This window comes from Ruegeria sp. N4 (assembly GCF_056531425.1).
Genome location: NZ_JBQFLT010000014.1, coordinates 13,073 through 32,321, shown reverse-complemented (window position 1 = coordinate 32,321; position 19,249 = coordinate 13,073). Strand labels below are relative to the sequence as shown.

The window sequence follows — 19,249 nt, the reverse complement described above, 5'->3', positions numbered from 1 at the left end:
CAGGCCCGACCAAGCCAATTCATGGAGTCTGACCCGTGGCCAAGCAACCGATGCTGAAATTTGTGCAGATCGACCGCGTCATGCCGGAAAAGCGTGCCGCTGATGACCGCAAGGAAGACTTTGACGAAATCTATGCCGAGTTCGCGGCGGACAAGGCGGCAGAGCAGGCCAGCCGGTGCAGCCAGTGTGGTGTGCCCTATTGCCAGTCGCACTGCCCGCTGCACAACAATATCCCCGATTGGCTGAACCTGACCGCGACGGGTCGTCTGGAAGAGGCGTATCAGACCAGTCAGGCCACCAACACCTTCCCCGAGATTTGTGGCCGCATTTGCCCGCAGGATCGCCTGTGCGAAGGCAATTGCGTGATCGAACAGTCCGGCCACGGCACCGTCACCATCGGGACGATCGAAAAATACATCACCGACACGGCATGGGACAAAGGCTGGGTCAAGCCCGTGGTTCCGGGGGCCGAGCGCAGCGAAAGCGTTGGCATCATCGGTGGTGGCCCCGGCGGGCTGGCGGCGGCGGATATGCTGCGTCGCGCCGGTGTTCAGGTGACGGTTTATGACCGCTATGACCGCGCCGGTGGGTTGCTGATGTACGGCATTCCGGGCTTCAAACTGGAAAAGGACATCGTGCAGCGCCGCAATGATCTGCTGGCCGATGGCGGGGTTGAGTTCGTGCTGAACTGCGACGTGGACGCTGCCAAATTCGACGAGATTCGCGCCAAGCATGACGCCGTGATCATTGCAACCGGTGTTTACAAATCGCGCGACCTTTCGATGCCCGGCAGCGGGCTGAACGGCATCGAAAAGGCTATCGACTTCCTGACCGCCTCGAACCGCAAAAGCTTTGGTGACGCGGTCGAAGATTTCGACAATGGCCGCCTGAACGCCGATGGCAAAAAGGTCGTCGTGATCGGTGGCGGCGATACCGCGATGGACTGTGTGCGCACCTCGATCCGGCAAGGCGCTACATCGGTCAAATGCCTATACCGCCGCGACCGCGCGAACATGCCCGGCTCGCAGCGTGAAACCCAGAATGCCGAGGAAGAAGGCGTAATCTTCGAATGGCTCAGCGCGCCCAAGGGCTTTACCGGCGACGATACCGTCTCGGGCGTGATGGTGCAGAAGATGCGTTTGGGTCAGCCCGACGCCACGGGCCGTCAGGCCCCCGAGGTGATCGAAGGCGCGGATTATGTGGAAGAGGCCGATCTGGTCATCAAGGCGCTGGGCTTCGAGCCCGAAGACCTGCCCACCCTGTTCGGCCAGCCCGATCTGCCCGTGACCCGCTGGGGCACCGTCAAGGCCGCCTTCCAGACCGGTGAGACCGAGATGGACGGCGTTTATGCCATCGGTGACATCGTGCGCGGGGCCTCTCTGGTCGTGTGGGCGATCCGCGACGGGCGCGACTGCGCCGATGCGATCATCGACCGGTTCAACGCCAAAGCTGCTGTCGCAGCCGAATAAGCCAGATACCAAAGCGAATTAAGCCCCCTCGGAAGAAGGAGACAGCCAATGACCAAATATGATGCCGATTGGGTGCGGGCCGAAGAAGCCAAACGCCAGTGGATGGCGGAAAACGGTCTTTATTCCGAGGATGAGGAGCATTCGTCCTGCGGTGTGGGTCTTGTTGTCTCGGTCGATGGCAAGAAAAGCCGCAAGGTTGTGGATGCGGGGATCGATGCGCTCAAGGCGATCTGGCACCGGGGCGCGGTGGATGCCGATGGTAAGACCGGCGATGGCGCGGGGATCCACGTGCAAATCCCGGTTCCGTTCTTCTATGACCAAATTCGCCGCACCGGGCACGAGCCCAATCTGGATGAGTTGATCGCTGTCGGTCAGGTGTTCTTGCCGCGTACCGATTTCGGGGCGCAGGAAAGCTGCCGGACCATCGTGGAAACCGAAGTTCTGCGCATGGGCTATTACATCTATGGCTGGCGACACGTGCCGGTCGACGTGACCTGTCTGGGCGAAAAGGCCAACGCCACCCGGCCCGAGATCGAGCAGATCCTGATCTCGAATTCCAAAGGCGTAGACGAAGAGACGTTCGAGCGCGAGCTGTACGTGATCCGTCGCCGGATCGAAAAGGCTGCCCTGGCCGCGGGGATTTCCGGGCTGTATCTGGCGTCGCTGTCCTGCCGCTCGATCATCTACAAAGGCATGATGCTGGCCGAGCAGGTGGCCGTGTTCTACCCGGACCTGATGGATGAGCGCTTTGAATCCGCATTCGCGATTTATCACCAACGCTATTCGACCAACACCTTCCCGCAATGGTGGCTGGCGCAACCTTTCCGCATGCTGGCCCATAACGGCGAGATCAACACGCTGAAGGGCAACGTCAACTGGATGAAAAGCCATGAAATCCGGATGACCTCGGACAGCTTTGGCGACTATGCCGAAGACATCAAGCCGATCATCGCAGGCGGATCGTCGGATTCGGCTGCATTAGACTCGGTTTTCGAAGTTCTGGTGCGCGCGGGCCGCTCGGCCCCGATGGCGAAAACCATGCTGGTGCCGGAAAGCTGGTCCAAGCAGGCGGTGGAACTGCCGCAGGCGTGGCGCGATATGTATTCCTACTGCAACTCGGTGATGGAGCCGTGGGACGGCCCCGCCGCTTTGGCGATGACCGATGGCCGCTGGGTCTGCGCGGGTCTGGACCGCAACGGCCTGCGCCCGATGCGTTACGTTGTGACGGGCGACGGGCTGGTCATCGCGGGGTCTGAAACCGGTATGGTGCCTATCGATGAGGCCACCGTGACCGAAAAAGGCGCGCTGGGTCCGGGTCAGATGCTGGCCGTGGATATGAAGAAGGGCAAGCTGTTCCGCGACAAGCAGATCAAGGACAAACTGTCCCGCGCGCTGCCGTTTGGCGACTGGGTGAGCAAGATCAATGATGTGGACGATACGCTGGCAGGTGTGTCCGAGGCTCCGATCTTCTCGGGCGATGAACTGCGCAAACGTCAGATCGCAGCCGGATACTCGGTCGAGGAGCTGGAGCAGATCCTTGCGCCCATGGCCGAAGACGGCAAAGAGGCGCTGGCGTCGATGGGTGACGACACGCCCTCGGCAGTTCTATCCAAGAAATATCGCCCGCTCAGCCATTTCTTCCGCCAGAATTTCAGCCAGGTGACCAACCCGCCCATCGACAGCTTGCGCGAATACCGGGTGATGTCGCTGAAAACGCGGTTCGGGAACCTCAAGAACGTGCTGGATGAAGACAGCAGCCAGACCGAGATCATCGTGCTGGAAAGCCCCTTTGTCGGCAACGCGCAGTGGGACAAGCTGGTTGAAAACTTCAACTCTCCGCTGGCCGAGATCGACTGTAGCTTTGAACCCGGCCGGGGCGCGCTGAGCGTCGCTTTGGCCCGTATCAGAGCCGAAGCGGAAGAGGCCGTGCGCTCGGGCGCGGGTCATCTGGTTCTGTCCGATCTGAACTCGGGTCAGGGTCGTGTGGCGATGCCGATGATCCTGGCGACCAGCGCGGTGCATTCGCATCTGACGCGGCAGGGGCTGCGGACGTTCTGTTCGCTGAACGTGCGGTCCGCCGAATGTGTCGATCCGCATTACTTTGCGGTTCTGATCGGCTGCGGCGCGACCGTGGTGAACGCGTATCTGGCCGAGGATTCGCTGGCCGACCGCATTGATCGCGGGTTGCTGGACGGGACGCTGACCGAAAACGTGGCGCGGTATCGCGAAGCCATCGATCAGGGCCTGTTGAAGATCATGGCCAAGATGGGGATTTCGGTGATCTCGTCCTATCGTGGCGGTCTGAATTTCGAGGCCGTGGGCCTCAGCCGCGCCATGGTGGCCGAGTATTTCCCGGGCATGACCAGCCGGATCTCGGGTATCGGCGTCACCGGTATTCAGGCCAAGGTTGAGGAAATCCACGCCAAGGGCTGGGACAGCGGTCTGGACGTACTGCCCATCGGTGGCTTCTACAAAGCGCGCAAATCGGGTGAGACCCACGCGTGGGAAGCGACCTCGATGCATATGATGCAAATGGCCTGTAACCGCGCCTCATATGAGCTGTGGAAACAGTATTCGGCCAAGATGCAGTCAAACCCGCCGATCCACCTGCGCGACCTGATGGATTTCAAGCCGCTGGGCAAGCCGGTGCCGATTGAAGAGGTGGAATCGATCACCTCGATCCGCAAACGTTTTGTCACGCCGGGCATGTCTCTGGGCGCGCTGTCGCCCGAGGCGCACAAGACGCTGAACGTGGCGATGAACCGGATCGGAGCCAAGTCGGACTCGGGCGAGGGTGGCGAAGACCCGGCGCATTTCGTGCCGGAACCCAATGGCGACAACCCGTCCGCCAAGATCAAACAGGTGGCTTCTGGTCGCTTCGGTGTGACTGCCGAATACCTGAACCAGTGCGAAGAGCTTGAGATCAAGGTCGCCCAGGGTGCGAAACCCGGTGAGGGTGGGCAATTGCCCGGCATGAAGGTCACCGACCTGATCGCGCGTCTGCGCCATTCGACCAAAGGCGTGACGCTGATCTCACCGCCGCCGCACCACGACATCTACTCGATCGAGGATCTGGCGCAGCTGATCTATGACCTGAAACAGATCAACCCGCGCTGCAAGGTGACGGTGAAACTGGTGGCGTCTTCGGGCGTTGGCACGATTGCTGCCGGTGTGGCCAAGGCCAAGGCAGACGTCATCCTGATTTCGGGCCATAATGGCGGCACCGGGGCGTCCCCCGCGACCAGCATCAAATATGCCGGTCTGCCGTGGGAGATGGGCCTGACCGAGGCGCATCAGGTTCTGGCGATGAACAACCTGCGGGATCGGGTGACTCTGCGCACCGATGGCGGGTTGCGCACAGGTCGCGACATCGTCATGGCCGCGATGATGGGGGCCGAGGAATACGGCATCGGCACCGCCGCCCTGATCGCGATGGGCTGTATCATGGTGCGTCAGTGCCAGTCGAACACCTGCCCCGTTGGCGTCTGTACGCAGGACGAATCCCTGCGCGCCAAGTTCACCGGCAATGCGGACAAGGTGGTGAACCTGATCACCTTCTACGCGCAAGAAGTGCGCGAGGTGCTGGCCAGCCTTGGTGCCCGGTCCGTGGATGAGATCATCGGGCGTGCCGATCTGCTGGCTCAGGTCAGCCGGGGCTCGGCCCATCTGGACGATCTGGACCTGAACCCGCTGCTGATCACCGTCGATGGCGCACATGACATCGTCTATAACCGCGACAAGGATCGGAATGCGGTGCCGGATACTTTGGACGCTGAAATCGTCCGCGATGCGGCGCGGTTCCTGAAAGACGGTGAAAAGATGCAACTGTCCTACGCGATCCAGAATACGCACCGGACGGTTGGCACCCGTGTCTCCAGCCATATTGTGCAAAATTTCGGCATGCGGAACACGTTCCAGGACGACCATCTGCATGTGAAACTGCAGGGCTCGGCGGGGCAGTCGCTGGGGGCCTTTGCTGCCCCGGGTCTGAAGCTGGAAGTGTCGGGTGACGCCAATGACTATGTCGGCAAGGGCTTGTCGGGCGGTACCATTGTCGTGCGTCCGCCGCAGGTCAGCCCGTTGAAGGCAGATGACAACACCATCATCGGCAACACCGTTCTGTATGGGGCCACCGATGGCCATCTGTTCGCGGCTGGCCGCGCGGGTGAGCGGTTTGCCGTTCGCAACTCGGGCGCCCAGGTGGTGATCGAGGGCTGTGGTTCGAACGGGTGTGAATACATGACCGGCGGCGTGGCCGTTATCCTTGGCGATATCGGGGCCAATTTCGGGGCCGGCATGACCGGCGGCATGGCTTATCTGTACGATCCCGAAGGCAAGGCCGAATTGCTGATGAACAAAGAGACATTGGTGACCTGTCCGGTGACCGTGGATCATTGGGTGGATCAGCTGAAATCGCTGATCGAGCGTCACGCGGCCGAGACCTACAGCCGCAAGGCCGCCGACATTCTGCAACACTGGGATGTCGAAAAGGCCAACTTCCTGCAGGTCTGCCCGAAAGAGATGCTGAACAAGCTCAGCCATCCGCTGACAAGCGAAGTTGCCGCTGTTCCGGCGGAATAGCCGCCAATACAGCCAAAAACAGGGCCCCGCGTGACTTTTGAATCACGCGGTGCCTTTCTTATTGGCGTGGATCGTCTGCGCGTCTTGCTGGATCGCAACCATCCCGCCTAGCCTTTTGTTCACGCTTTAGTGATGAATTGCCATCATGCTGTGGCCGCGCTGCGGTGTCGAACAGGAGGTGCCGAATGCCGACCACTTACCTTGACCAGTTCTATGCGTTCGATCCGGCCAACCCGCCTCCGGCCGGGACGGCCATATCGGTCGAAAAGTACAATCTGGTCGATGATGATGACGATTTCGACATCGAAGCGGGCACTGGCGACACCGTGAACGGTCAGTTGGTGACCTCGTCCTGGCCGGGGGACACGGTGACCATCAACCTGACAGGCGGTGGCACCGCGACCTACACAGGAACGACCTTTTATCTGGCGGATGGCACACGTGTGTTCACACCCACGGACGGGTCCGTCCTGCAGCCCGGCACGCTGGCGTCCACAACGTTTGTGACCACGCAAGGCCCGCTGGACGTGACCACCGATCTGGGCCCGCCATGCTTTACGCCGGGCACCATGATCGCCACGCCGCAAGGCCCGCGGGCAGTGGAAACGCTGATGGCAGGCGACCTTGTCACCACCGTGGATCACGGCCCGCAACCGCTGATCTGGGTTGGGCGCACCACTGTTGAGGCCGAGGGCAAACTTGCACCCGTTCAGTTCCAGGCGGGTGTGCTGGGGCTGGACCAACCGCTGCTGGTCTCACCACAACACCGCATGCTGATCGAAGACTGGCGCGCGATGCTGTTGTTTGGCCACCCCGAGGCGTTGATTGCCGCCCATTGTCTGGTGAACGGGGACACGGTGAGGCGGGTCGAAGGCGGACAGGTCGACTATATCCACCTGTTGTTCGAACGGCACGAGATCATCTTTGCCAATGGCGCAAAAAGCGAAAGCTATTACCCCGGTCACGCCTTGACGGCGCCTGAACGGGAAACACAGGCCGAAATCCTGCATCTGTTTCCGGAATTGAAGGCGCGTGGGGCCAGGATGCCCGACACCGCCCGCCCGGTCGTGCCTGCGCGCGAAGCACGGGCAATCGCGATTTAGGCCGTTTCAAAGCGGCCTCGCGCGTCGTATAGCTGAGATATGGCAAAGAAAGCAGCCCGCAAATCGAGCGGTAAGAAAAGCAAGGCACGCAAAAAGACAACGCCATTGGGTCAGAAACTGCGCCGTTGGGTAACGCGCGCGGCGTTGGGCGTTGTGTGTTTTGTGCTAGGGCTGATTTTGCTCTATTCGGTCGTGAACCCGCCGATCACCCACACGATCTGGTCAGAATGGCGGCGGTTGGGCAAGGTCGAGCGCGACTGGGTCCCGATCGAAGAGATCAATCCGATCATGGCCCGGTCGGTTGTCGCGGCCGAGGACGCGAATTTCTGCCTGCATTGGGGGTTTGACGTCGAAGCGATCCGGGATGCGTTGGAGGATGGCGGCAGTCGAGGGGCCTCGACCATCACGCAGCAGGTGGTGAAGAATGTGTTCCTGTGGCAGGGCCGCAGTTGGGTGCGCAAGGCGATGGAAACCTCGATCACGCCGGTGGTCGAAATATTCTGGAGCAAGCAGCGTATACTTGAGGTCTATCTGAACGTCGCCGAGACCGGGACCGGTATCTTCGGGGTCGAGGCTGCGGCGCAGCGCAATTTCGGTGTCAGCGCGGCGAATATGACCCCGACGCAGGCGGGGCGGATTGCAGCCATCCTGCCCTCGCCGCGCAATCGCTCGGTCACGGACCCGTCGGTTTTCACCCGCAGACGGGCCGCGGCGATTCTTGAGGGGGCGGCCACCATCCGCGCAGATGGTCGCGCGGATTGTTTCGAGGATTGAAACCTATCGCCTCTCGGGGCTAAAGCAGAAGAGTATTCACTGGTTCGATTGGAAGTCCATGGCGCGTCTGTTTCACGTTCCCCTGTCCCCCTCCTGCCGCAAGGTTCGGCTTTCCTTGGCAGAAAAGAAGATCGAGGTCGAACTGGTTGAAGAAAGATACTGGGAGCAAGACCCGGATTTCCTGCGTCGCAACCCGGCAGGCAAAGTGCCTGTGTTGCGGCTGGATGGGCAGATCATGTCCGAAAGCGCTGCGATCTGTGAATATATCGAAGAAACCCGGCCCGAACCGCCGCTGATGCCGAAAACGCCCGAAGCCCGGTTCGAGGTGCGCCGTCTGGTCGGCTGGTTCGATGACAAGTTTCATCACGAGGTGACCTCGAAGCTTCTGTATGAGCGGGTCAACAAGAAGATGACCGGGCAGGGCTATCCCGACAGCAAGAACGTCAAGGAAGGTGCGCGGGCGATCAAGTATCATCTGGATTACATGGCGTGGCTGCTGGATCATCGGCGCTGGCTGGCCGGGGATCAGATGACCCTGGCCGATTTCGCGGCGGCGGCACATCTGTCGGCGCTGGATTATATCTCGGATGTGGATTGGAATCGCAGCGCGGCGGTGAAGGACTGGTACGCCAAGATCAAGTCGCGCCCGGCGTTTCGCTCGATCCTGGCGGATCAGGTGCCGGGATTCCGGCCCCCGCCCCATTACGCCGATCTGGATTTCTGATAGGGTGGTGAGGGGGCTGTCTGCCCCCTTTTGGCCTTGAAGGCCAATTCACCCCCGAGGATATTTTTGGCCAGATGAAGAGCGGATCGGGTTTAAAAGACAAGTTGGTAGAGCAGGCTTTGGCCGAGGGGTTTGTGTCCTGTCGGGTCTGTCGGCCTTGGGATGTACCGCAAGTGCCGGACCGATTGGCGGCGTTTCTGGACGCCGGTTATCACGGGCAGATGGGTTGGATGGCCGAGCGGACCCATTGGCGTGGCGATCCGGCGGCGCTGTGGCCCGAGGCGCGTTCGGTGATCATGTTGGCCGAGAGCTATACACCCGAGCATGATCCGACTGAGGTGTTGGCACATTCCGAGCGCGGGGCGATTTCGGTTTATGCGCAGAACAAGGATTACCACGATCTTGTCAAGAAGCGCCTGAAGCGGTTGGCGCGGTGGCTGATTGCTGAAGCGGGGGGTGAGGTGAAGGTGTTTGTCGATACTGCTCCGGTGCCCGAAAAGGCCTTGGGGCATGCGGCAGGGTTGGGATGGCAGGGCAAGCACACCAATCTGGTCAGCCGGGATTGGGGCAATTGGGCCTTCATAGGGTCTGTTTTCACGACTTTGGACATTGCATCGGACATGGCCGAGACGGATCATTGCGGATCGTGTCGTGCCTGTCTGGACAGTTGTCCGACCGATGCATTTCCGGCCCCGTATCAGTTGGATGCACGGCGATGTATTTCCTACCTGACCATCGAGCATAAGGGCCCGGTGGACGAAGAATTGCGGGGCAAGCTGGGAAACCGGATTTATGGCTGCGATGATTGTCTGGCGGCCTGTCCCTGGAACAAGTTTGCAGTTGCTGCCAGTGACCTCCGGTATGCGGCTCGCGATGATCTGAAGGCCCCCGCGCTGGCGGAACTGGCGGTTTTGGACGATGCCGCCTTCCGGGCGAAGTTTTCGGGCTCGCCGATCAAGCGGATCGGGCGGGATCAGTTTGTGCGCAATGTGCTTTATGCGATTGGCAATTCCGGGCAGGCGGCGTTGCGCGCCGTGGCGCAGGGTTTGACCAACGATCCTGATGCAGCGGTGGCAGATGCGGCGCGCTGGGCGGTGAATCGACTGCCCTGAATGCCGCAAACAGGCTGGACGTCGCGGTCCAAACCTCTAAACCCATGCGAAGCGAACAGATGGAGGACCCGATGGCGTTGGCTTTGGGGGTGGATACGGGCGGAACCTATACCGATGCGGTGTTGATCCGGGATGAGCGTGAGGTGATCGCCTCTGCCAAATCCCTGACAACGCGAACCGATCTGGCGATCGGAGTGGGCAAAGCAATTTCGGCCGTGTTGGACGAGGCGCAGGTCACGCCCGATCAGATCTCGATGGCGTCGTTGTCGACCACATTGGCAACAAACGCTCTGGTCGAGGGGCAGGGCGGCCGCGTGGCGCTGATCTATATCGGATTCAAAGAGAGTGATCTTGAAAAGCACGGGCTGAAGGATGCGCTGAAGGGCGATCCGGCGCTGGTCGTTACCGGTGGGCACAGCCATGCGGGCGGTGAAGTGAGATCGTTGGATACAGAGACGCTGGAGGCGTTCTTAGACTCTCACAAAGGGATTTCCGGTTTTGCCGTTGCCGCCCAATTCGCGACCCGCAACCCGGCGCATGAGTTGGAGGCGGCGCGGATCATCGCGGAAAAGACCGGTGCGCCTGTCACGTGCTCTCATCACCTGTCGGCCAAGCTGAACGGGCCTAAACGCGCTGTGACGGCCGTGCTGAATGCCCGGCTGATCGGGATGATCGACCGTCTGATCGGGCGCGCGCAGGATCAGTTGCTGGCCTTGGGCATTACCGCGCCGATGATGGTGGTGCGCGGCGATGGCGCGTTGATGAGCGCCGAACAGGCCCGCGAACGACCCATCGAAACCATCCTCAGCGGCCCCGCCGCGTCGATTGTAGGGGCGAAATGGCTGACGGGGGCCGAGAACGCCTTGGTCTCGGACATTGGCGGGACGACCACTGACGTGGCGCTGATCCGGGACGGCAAACCCGCGATTGATCCGGCGGGCGCACAGGTTGGCGGGTTTCGCACCATGGTCGAGGCGGTCGCCATGCGGACCCATGGGCTGGGCGGCGACAGTCAGGTGCATGTGGTGACCGAAGGTCTGGGCGGCGGCGTCTTTCTGGGGCCGCGGCGGGTTCTGCCTGTGTCACTGATCGCATCGGAAGCGCCCGAGGTGATCCACGCCGTTCTGGACGAACAACTGCGCGCAACAACGGTCGGTGAGCATGACACGCGGTTCGCCCGCCGTGTGCCGGGTGTCCATGCCGATGGGGTTGGCGCGCGGGAAGAGGCGCTGCTGGACAGGTTGGGCGATCAGGTTCTGCCGCTTGGTGGCTTGTTGCGGACGCGGATGGAAAATGGTGCGCTGACCCGGTTGGTGGATCGCGGAATTGTTCAGGTTTCAGGGGTAACACCATCCGATGCCAGCCATGTGCTGGGACGGGTCGATGCGTGGGATGCAAGTGCTGCGCGCAAGGCGCTGGAACTGGTGGCGCGCAAGCGGGTCGGGTCGGGCGACATGCTGGCCACATCGCCCGAGCAGCTGGCGCAAATGATCATCGACCAACTGACCGAACAGACCAGTTTGACCTTGTTAGAGGCTGCTTTTGCCGAAGAGGCCGATGATTTCGGCCTCGCGCCCAAGGACCTGGCCCGGCATGTTCTGACCCAACGCGGGCTGGCGCAGCACCGGGGTTTGCTGGCGCTGGATGCGGCGCTGAACGTGGATGTGGTGGGGCTGGGCGCCTCGGCCCCCAGCTACTACCCTGCCGTGGGGGATCGGCTGCGTTGCCAGATGGTGCTGCCGGACCATGCGGGCGTCGCCAACGCCATCGGTGCGGTTGTCGGACGGCTGACCTTGCGGCGATCGGGAACAGTGACCTCTCCGACCGAAGGCCGGTACCGCGTTCATCTTGAGGACGGCCCGCAGGATTTCGGGGCCTCGGATGAAGCGCTGGCCCTGTTGGAACGGGTCCTGCGCGCCGAGGCTGAAGGTGCCGTGCGCGATGCCGGGGCCGAGGACATCCGGGTCGTCGTCGACCGCGATATCCGGACTGCGCGGGTGGAAGAACGAGATGTGTTTGTCGAGGCGATGCTGACCGTTGAAGCCAGCGGTCGCCCTCGGGTGGCGACGGGATAGACCCCCTCAGAATTCTGAGGGGGGATCGTTATTCAGCCGCGTCGCGCTTGGGCAGGACCCAGTCCTTGCGCGGGAAATGGCATGTGTAGCCATGCGGAATGCGGACCAGATAGTCCTGATGTTCCGGCTCGGCTTCCCAGAACTCGCCGACAGGTTCGACCTCGGTCACGACCTTGCCGGGCCACAGGCCGCTGGCGTCCACATCGGCAATCGTATCCAGAGCCACCTGTTTCTGGGCATCATCCAGGTAATAAATGGCCGAGCGATAGCTCATCCCGCGGTCATTGCCCTGCCGGTTTGGTGTGGTCGGGTCGTGGATCTGAAAGAAAAACTCCAGAAGCTCACGATAGGTGATTTGCGTCGGGTCGAACCAGATCTCGATCCCTTCGGCATGGGTGCCGTGGTTGCGATAGGTGGCGTTGGGCACATCGCCGCCGGTATAACCGACGCGGGTGCGGGACACGCCGGGCAGTTTGCGGATCAGGTCCTGCATGCCCCAAAAGCAACCTCCGGCCAGAACGGCGCGTTGTTCGGTCATCAGATATCCTCCACATGAATCAGGTATTCGCCATAGCCTTCGTCTTCCATCTCATCGCGATGGACGAACCGCAGCGAGGCGGAATTGATGCAGTATCGTAGCCCACCACGTTCACGAGGGCCATCGGGGAACACATGCCCCAAATGGCTGTCGCCATGTTTCGAGCGGACCTCGGTCCGGATCATGCCGTGGGTGGTGTCGCGAAACTCTTCCACATGCTCGTGGATGATCGGCTTGGTGAAGCTGGGCCAGCCACAACCGGATTCGTATTTATGGGTCGAGGCGAACAGTGGCTCGCCCGATACGATGTCCACATAGATGCCGGGTTCTTTGTTTCCCAGATACTTGCCGGTTCCCGGGCGCTCGGTGCCGTTGCGCTGGGTTACATGGAATTCTTCGGGGGAAAGAGCAGCAATGGCCTCGGGGTCTTTGGTATAACGGGTCATGGCGTCTCCGGGTCTTGTTTCTTTGAGCCAATATTTGGGGTGCGGGGCCGCAAATGCAAAGGCATATTTCAACTGCCTCTCGGCTTCGTGCAAGTGATCTGCCGGTCGGTTTCAGGCGTATTATTAACAAAAGGAGGACAGCCCATGCTCAGATTACTGCTTTTGACCGCATTGATTCTGGTGGGGCGGTCCGTTCAGGCGGCCCCGCTAACCGGCGAGTTTGCGTCGATTGATGGGGGTACTTTGTCCATCGAGGATTGGCGCGGGCAGCCCGTGTTGGTGGTCAACACCGCCTCGCAATGCGGATTCACCGGCCAATATGCCGCCTTGCAGGACGTGCACGAGGCGTATTCGCCGCGCGGTCTGGTGGTGCTGGCCGTTCCGTCCGATTCCTTCAATCAGGAGCTGGGTTCCGCAGATGATGTCAAACAGTTCTGCGAGATGAACTATGGTCTGACCCTGCCAATGACCGATATCACACCGGTCACCGGTGGGGATGCGCATCCGTTTTACAAGGCTGTGGCCCAGCAGACGGGCTTTGTGCCCAATTGGAATTTCAACAAGATCCTGATCGATCCTGAGGGCGAAGTTGCCGCCACCTACGGGTCGAATGTCCGGCCGGATTCGCGCAAATTACTAACCAGGGTCGAAGGCATGTTGCGCTGAACCTCTCAGCCCTGAACCTTCCAGACTGATACTGCGTTTTCTGATCCCAAAGCGGGATCAGATCGGCTAATACTTGGCCGAAACGATCATTTCGTCCATTTTTGTTGATTGACCAGCCAATTAAACATACAAGGGTGCGATCTGACCAAATAAGGGAGGTGTGTCAGTGCTACTGGAGTACATTCTATCTTTCGGCGTCCTGCTGGCCCTGGGCCTGGTCGCTTTCTTCGTGGTGAAATGGTGGAACCTGCGCTGTGTCGGCGTCACCCCCGTCCACCTGTTCACCTTTATCGCGATCCTGTTCACGTCCGGGCTGGACGTTGGCCTGATCATGTTCCCCCTGACCGAGTTCGGCGGCTATGCTGAAGAGCCGGCCTACGCCTTCGCCAACCCGCTGGCGATCGAGTTCGGGTTCTGGGGCTTCCTGATCTGGGCGTTCTACTTCCTGACGGCCTTCTATTTCTGCGTGATCGAACCACGTGTGAAGTTCTTTGAGATCCCGCTGGTCAAACTGATCAACAACGTGGTGATCATCGGCACCTGTGCCTTCACTGCCAGCCTGTTCCTGATCTATCTGCCCGGCTACATTCCCGAAATCGGCGATGGCCAGTCCGTGGTGACAACCTTCTATGTCATTGTATTCGTAGTGATTCTAGCGGCGGCCTATTCGTCGACCGACCTGAAATATGTGCGGATCCTGTCGGTGGGCTCGACCTTCCTGTTCCTGTCGCTGATCATCGGCATGTGGATTGCAGGCGGCATGGGCCTGACCGGGTTCTTTGAAGCCGGCAGCAATATCGGCGCGTATTTTGCCAATATCCACAAGTTCGTCCTGCCGTTGACCGATTATCACGCCTTCTACCTGTTCTGGTGGTTTGCATGGTCGATCATGATCGGCCAGTTCACCTCGCGCTTTGTCGGTGGTCTGACCACATGGCAATTGCTGGCGGCGCTGCTGATCTTCCCGTCGATCCCGCTGGGGATCTGGTTCACCGTTCTCTACTACTACCACCTGAACGGCATCGACACGGCGGGCATCACCAATATCGCCATGGTGATCGTGGGCGTGACCTTCGTGATCAACTCGCTGGACTCGCTGATCCGCCTGTACACGGACAACCTGAACATGACGGTCGAACGGTTCGGAAAACTGCCATACGTGGCGGGCAACGTCGCCTTGCTGTTCATCCTGACCCTGCTGTTCCAAAGCCAGTGGCTGCAGATCCAGTGGATCGGCGCGGTTGTGGTCGGCCTCTATCTGGCCTGCGTGGTCTATATCCTGATCACCAAGCGCAAAGAGGTGCTGAGCATCGATTCAATGCCCGACGGCCGAGATCTGGACTTCCACAAGGTTGAGACGGTTCACTGATCCAAACCACACGAAGCCAATAGCGGGCGCCTCGATGGGCGCCCGTTTTCTTTCCCCGGGCTTGGAAGCCCGCGGCTGCGCGCTATCCTTCTCTCCGGGAAATCGGGAAAGCTTTGTAATGTTGGAAGAAAACAGAAAAGATCTGGATGCAGAGAAGCAGAAGAAAACTCTGTTGCGTCTGATTGAGGTGCTCAGCGCATCTGATCCCGATCTCTACTACCGACCCACCAGTGACATTGCGGCCTATCTGGAGAAATACATCCGTAAAAACGCACGCCTAACAGCAGAAGAGCGTGCCCTGATGGAACGTCTCAGCCGTCGCGACCTGGAGGTTTTGCTAAGCCTCCATTGAAAAAGGGCCCCCAACCGGTGGCCCTTCGTCATTGTCCGTAAAGACTGAAATCAGCCGTTCACGCTGTCTTTCAGTGCCTTCGCGATGGTCATTTTGACCACCTTGTCGGCTTCTTTCTTGAACTGCTCGCCGGTGGCCGGGTTGCGCACCATGCGCTCGGGGCGTTCGCGGCAGTAGATTTTGCCAACGCCGGGCAGGGTGACGGCACCGCCAGCCGAAACTTCGCGGGTGATCAGGCCGGTGATGGCCTCCAGCGCGGAGTTTGCGGATTTCTTGTCGGTTCCCATTTCCTCAGCGAGAGCAGCAACCAGCTGAGTCTTTGTCATAGGCTTTGCCATTTCTTGGTCTCCTTAACGTGCCCGATAAATAGGGCCTCACCGCGTAACTGTAACGGGATATTGTGGGCGAACACAACGAATAGTAGCGCTGAAACCCCTAAAAATATGGGGATTTCGTTGCTTTTTTGCGTCACAGGAAGGCTGTTTCGTCGAAAGACCGCAATTTCCGGCTGTGCAAACGCTCTAGCGGCATACCGCGCAGGTGTTCCATCGCCCGTATTCCGATCGCCAGATGGCGGCTGACCTGCGTTGTATAGAAGGACGAGGCCATGCCGGGAAGCTTCAATTCCCCATGCAGCGGCTTGTCCGATACGCATAGCAAAGTGCCGTAGGGCACCCGGAAGCGATAGCCGTTTGCGGCGATTGTCGCGCTTTCCATATCCAACGCAATTGCGCGCGATTGGCTTAGGCGTTGCACCGGGCCGGATTGATCGCGCAACTCCCAATTGCGGTTGTCGACCGAGGCAACGGTGCCGGTACGCATGATCCGCTTCAGCTCATACCCTTCAAGCTTGGTAACCTCGGCCACGCCATGTTCCAACGCCACCTGAATCTCGGCCAATGGCGGGATCGGAACCCAGACGGGCAGGTCATCGTCCAGCACCTTGTCTTCGCGCAGATAGGCATGGGCCAGAACAAAATCCCCCAGCGCCTGCGTGTTGCGCAGACCGGCGCAGTGCCCGACCATCAGCCAGGCATGGGGGCGCAGAACAGCGATATGATCGGTCGCGGTTTTGGCATTCGACGGGCCAACCCCAATGTTGACCAGCGTGATCCCCGAGCCATCAGGCCGTTTCAGGTGATAGGTCGGCATCTGCGGCAATTTCAGCGGCTGTTCCAGCGTCGCGTTCGCGGTCGTGATCTCGACATTCCCGGTCGAGACAAAACTGGTATAGCCGCTGTTCGGATCAGCCAGTTGTTCGCGCGCGTAATTCTCGAACTCCGAAACGTAGAACTGGTAGTTGGTGAACAGAACGTGGTTCTGGAAATGGCTGGGGTCGGTGGCCGTGTAATGTGACAGGCGCGCCAGCGAATAATCCACGCGCTGGGCAGTGAACAGAGCCAGCGGGCCGACCTCATCATGGTCATGCACGCCGTTGACGATGTCGTCATTGGTGGTGGTCAAATCCGGTACGTCGAACACGTCGCGCAAGGTAAACCCGGCCGCGCCCTGATGCGGAACCACCAGATCGGGGTTGTTGGCCACTGCGAAATGCACCGGGATCGGGGTGTCCGATGCGCCGATGGTCACCGGCTGGTCGTGGTTCTTGATCAGCAAAGCGATCTGTTGCGTCAGGTAGGACCGGAACAGATCAGGCCGCGTCACGGTTGTTGCGTGGATGCCGGGCTCGGACACGTGACCAAAGCTCAGCCGGCTGTCGACCTGTGCGTAAGAGGACGTCTTGATACGAATTTCCGGGTAATATGCTCTGAATCGTTCAGACGGCGCGCCGCTTTGCAGGGCCGAGGCAAAGCTGTCGCACAGAAACTCGGTGGCTTGCTTATACAGCAGCTCCAGCCGCGCGACGGCGGCGTCCGGGTCGGTGAATTGTTCCGGTTTTGGTGCGTCAGGTGTTTTTATTGTTGTCATGCCAGTGGTTCCAGAAGGTCTATCTTTTCAAATGTCCGCGCATCCACCAGCCCCAGGTCGGATATCCTGAGTTCCGGGATCACGACCAGCGCCAGAAGCGAGTGCTGCATGTACGCGTTGTTCAGTTGGCATCCGCAGGCTTTCATCGCCTCGACCATCTTTTCTGCCTTCGCCGCGACCTGCGTGGCGGGGCTGTCGGACATCAAACCGGCAATGGGCAGTTCGACCAGCGCAATCTCTTGCCCGTCGCGGAACAGGGCGATCCCGCCGCCAACTTCGGCCAGACGGTTGGCGGCAAGGGCCATCTGAGCGCGGTCGGTGCCCACGACGATCATATGGTGGCTGTCATGCGCCACGGTCGAGGCCATGGCCATTTTGCCCTGGTACCCGAAGCCAGAGACAAAGGCGTTTGTCACGCCGCCCGTGGCGCGGTGACGTTCCACCAATGCGATCTGGCAGACATCGCCTTCACCCTCGACCAGTCCGCCGATGATCGGCAGCTCTGCCTTCAGCGCTTTGGTCGGGGCCTGATTCTCGACAACACCGATGACGTTGGCCTGAACCCTGTTCGCGCCCGCAGGCGGTTTGATTTCGAAATCGCCTGAGGTCAGGTTGTGCCCCAGATGCACCGTGTTGCGCGCCTTGTCGGGCCAGTTCAGATGTGGGCAGTCCACGGTAATGACGCCGTTCTCGGCCACAACGTTCCCCCGGGCGATCACCGTCTCAATCGGCAGCGTGCTAAGGTCGGAACTGAGGATAATGTCGGCCCGCCGCCCGGGCGTGGCCGAGCCGATCTCACGCTCCAGCCCAAAATGGCTGGCGGTGTTGATCGTTGCCATTTGCAACGCGACCAGAGGATCGCAGCCGCAGGCAATCGCGTGGCGCACAACCCGGTTCATGTGGCCTTCATTGACCAATGTGCCCGAGTGGCAGTCATCCGTGCACAGAATGAAATTGCGCGGGTCCAGCCCCTTTTCAGTGATGGCAGTGATCTGGCTTTCCACGTCATACCAGGCCGAGCCCAGCCGCATCATCGACCGCATCCCCTGTCGCACGCGCGCAATCGCGTCAGCCTCGCAGGTGCCTTCGTGGTCGTCCGCAGGCCCACCCGCGACGTAAGCTGCAAAATCAGGCCCTAAATCAGGCGATGCATAATGCCCGCCCACCGTTTTCCCGGCGCGCTGGGTGGCTGCTATTTCGGCCAGCATCTTTGGATCACCATGGATGACACCGGGGAAATTCATCATCTCACCCAGCCCGATGATCCCCGGCCAGTTCATTGCTTCCGACACATCCTCGGGCGTGATCTCATAGCCGGTCGTTTCCAATCCGGGGGCCGAGGGCGCGCAAGAGGGCATCTGGGTGAAGATATTCACCGGCTGCAGCAGCGCCTCGTCATGCATCATGCGCACACCGTCCAGACCCAGCACATTGGCAATCTCGTGCGGGTCAGTGAACATTGAGGTGGTGCCATGCGGGATCACGGCCCGCGCAAATTCGGCCGGGGTCAGCATGCCGGATTCGATATGCATATGACCGTCACACAGACCGGGCAGGATATAGCGCCCCTGCGCCTCGATGATTTGGGTGTCAGGGCCAATGCAGGGCCCGGCGTCAGGTCCGACAAAGGCAATCCGCCCCTCGGCAATGGCGACGGAATGTTCCGGCAACAGCTCGCGGCTGTGCACATTCACCCAGATGCCACCGCGAATGACCGTATCTGCCGCCTCGCGACCGGCTGCTACGGCAATCAAACGAGGGGCGACATCGGGCCAGCTTGGGAAAGGTGAGTATTCCATGGCTCAACTTTCCCGAATGCGCGGTCAGGTGCAACCCCGGTAATCCCGTATCATGAAATCATCATATGGCTCGCCCGCAGCGCGCCAGCGCTGCCCGGCCCAACCAGAGAAGCTGCCCCGCAAGGGGCCGCGACGATGGGCGGGAGGTCCCCCGCCCCGATCTTGCGCCGACCTCAATTGGCGCAAACGTCCATAGATGTGCGAACCGAACCTGAACGCAATAGGGGTGAATCGAACCAACATAACTCTGGCATAAGTTCTACTAATGGAACGGGGGAAAATTATTTGTTGGTCAAACACCCCGACGCAAGG

General features: G+C 60.3%; 15 protein-coding genes. 10 read left to right on the top strand and 5 right to left on the bottom strand.

Annotated features, from left to right (window positions below; genetic code table 11):
• The first annotated feature begins 35 nt into the window (after positions 1-35).
• From ACR0LW_RS18270 to ACR0LW_RS18240, 7 genes are all read left to right on the top strand, one after another.
• Positions 36-1,469, top strand: a complete 1,434-nt coding sequence (locus ACR0LW_RS18270; protein ID WP_170623577.1) for an NAD(P)-dependent oxidoreductase — start codon at positions 36-38, stop codon at positions 1,467-1,469.
• Between the two features lie 48 nt (positions 1,470-1,517).
• Positions 1,518-6,050 carry a glutamate synthase large subunit gene (gltB, locus tag ACR0LW_RS18265; protein WP_480883781.1) on the top strand — a complete coding sequence of 1,511 codons (4,533 nt, stop codon included), beginning with the start codon at positions 1,518-1,520 and terminating at the stop codon, positions 6,048-6,050.
• Positions 6,051-6,235: 185 nt separating this feature from the next.
• Positions 6,236-7,153 carry a Hint domain-containing protein gene (locus ACR0LW_RS18260; RefSeq protein ID WP_480883779.1) on the top strand — a complete coding sequence of 306 codons (918 nt, stop codon included), beginning with the start codon at positions 6,236-6,238 and terminating at the stop codon, positions 7,151-7,153.
• 39 nt (positions 7,154-7,192) lie between these two features.
• Positions 7,193-7,927: a monofunctional biosynthetic peptidoglycan transglycosylase gene (gene mtgA / locus ACR0LW_RS18255; protein ID WP_480586675.1), complete on the top strand. Its 735-nt coding sequence runs from the start codon at positions 7,193-7,195 to the stop codon at positions 7,925-7,927.
• Between the two features lie 58 nt (positions 7,928-7,985).
• Entirely contained in the window at positions 7,986-8,651 is a 666-nt protein-coding gene (gene fzlA, locus ACR0LW_RS18250; RefSeq protein WP_480883777.1) for an FtsZ-binding protein FzlA, read from the top strand.
• Positions 8,652-8,725: 74 nt separating this feature from the next.
• Positions 8,726-9,763, top strand: coding sequence for a tRNA epoxyqueuosine(34) reductase QueG (gene queG / locus ACR0LW_RS18245; protein ID WP_480883775.1), 1,038 nt, complete (start codon positions 8,726-8,728; stop codon positions 9,761-9,763).
• A 71-nt stretch (positions 9,764-9,834) separates the two neighbouring features.
• Positions 9,835-11,838: a hydantoinase/oxoprolinase family protein gene (locus ACR0LW_RS18240; RefSeq protein WP_480586719.1), complete on the top strand. Its 2,004-nt coding sequence runs from the start codon at positions 9,835-9,837 to the stop codon at positions 11,836-11,838.
• Positions 11,839-11,866: 28 nt separating this feature from the next.
• Here the strand turns inward: ACR0LW_RS18240 and msrA are convergent, their stop codons facing one another.
• Both msrA and msrB read right to left on the bottom strand, forming a co-directional pair.
• Positions 11,867-12,376: a peptide-methionine (S)-S-oxide reductase MsrA gene (msrA, locus tag ACR0LW_RS18235; RefSeq protein WP_480586669.1), complete on the bottom strand. Its 510-nt coding sequence runs from the start codon at positions 12,374-12,376 to the stop codon at positions 11,867-11,869.
• Entirely contained in the window at positions 12,376-12,822 is a 447-nt protein-coding gene (msrB, locus tag ACR0LW_RS18230; RefSeq protein WP_480586665.1) for a peptide-methionine (R)-S-oxide reductase MsrB, read from the bottom strand. Before msrB ends, msrA begins: the two co-directional genes overlap by 1 nt.
• Positions 12,823-12,966: 144 nt before the next feature.
• Here msrB and ACR0LW_RS18225 point away from each other — a divergent pair, with 144 nt between their 5' ends.
• The 3 genes from ACR0LW_RS18225 to ACR0LW_RS18215 all read left to right on the top strand — a co-directional run bounded on the left by ACR0LW_RS18225 (position 12,967) and on the right by ACR0LW_RS18215 (position 15,209).
• The gene (locus tag ACR0LW_RS18225; protein ID WP_480883772.1) at positions 12,967-13,488 is read left to right on the top strand and encodes a glutathione peroxidase; all 522 of its coding nucleotides are present in this window, start codon (positions 12,967-12,969) and stop codon (positions 13,486-13,488) included.
• A gap of 172 nt (positions 13,489-13,660) precedes the next feature.
• Positions 13,661-14,857, top strand: coding sequence for a BCCT family transporter (locus ACR0LW_RS18220; RefSeq protein ID WP_480883926.1), 1,197 nt, complete (start codon positions 13,661-13,663; stop codon positions 14,855-14,857).
• Between the two features lie 34 nt (positions 14,858-14,891).
• Positions 14,892-15,209, top strand: coding sequence for a hypothetical protein (locus tag ACR0LW_RS18215; RefSeq protein WP_480586661.1), 318 nt, complete (start codon positions 14,892-14,894; stop codon positions 15,207-15,209).
• A 50-nt stretch (positions 15,210-15,259) separates the two neighbouring features.
• Here the strand turns inward: ACR0LW_RS18215 and ACR0LW_RS18210 are convergent, their stop codons facing one another.
• The 3 genes from ACR0LW_RS18210 to ade all read right to left on the bottom strand — a co-directional run bounded on the left by ACR0LW_RS18210 (position 15,260) and on the right by ade (position 18,937).
• On the bottom strand, positions 15,260-15,547 hold the full coding sequence (locus ACR0LW_RS18210) for an HU family DNA-binding protein (protein ID WP_170453278.1): 288 nt from the start codon (positions 15,545-15,547) through the stop codon (positions 15,260-15,262).
• Positions 15,548-15,677: 130 nt separating this feature from the next.
• Positions 15,678-17,138, bottom strand: coding sequence for an AMP nucleosidase (locus ACR0LW_RS18205; RefSeq protein WP_480883769.1), 1,461 nt, complete (start codon positions 17,136-17,138; stop codon positions 15,678-15,680).
• On the bottom strand, positions 17,135-18,937 hold the full coding sequence (gene ade, locus ACR0LW_RS18200) for an adenine deaminase (RefSeq protein ID WP_480883767.1): 1,803 nt from the start codon (positions 18,935-18,937) through the stop codon (positions 17,135-17,137). Before ade ends, ACR0LW_RS18205 begins: the two co-directional genes overlap by 4 nt.
• Between the last annotated feature and the right edge of the window lie 312 nt (positions 18,938-19,249).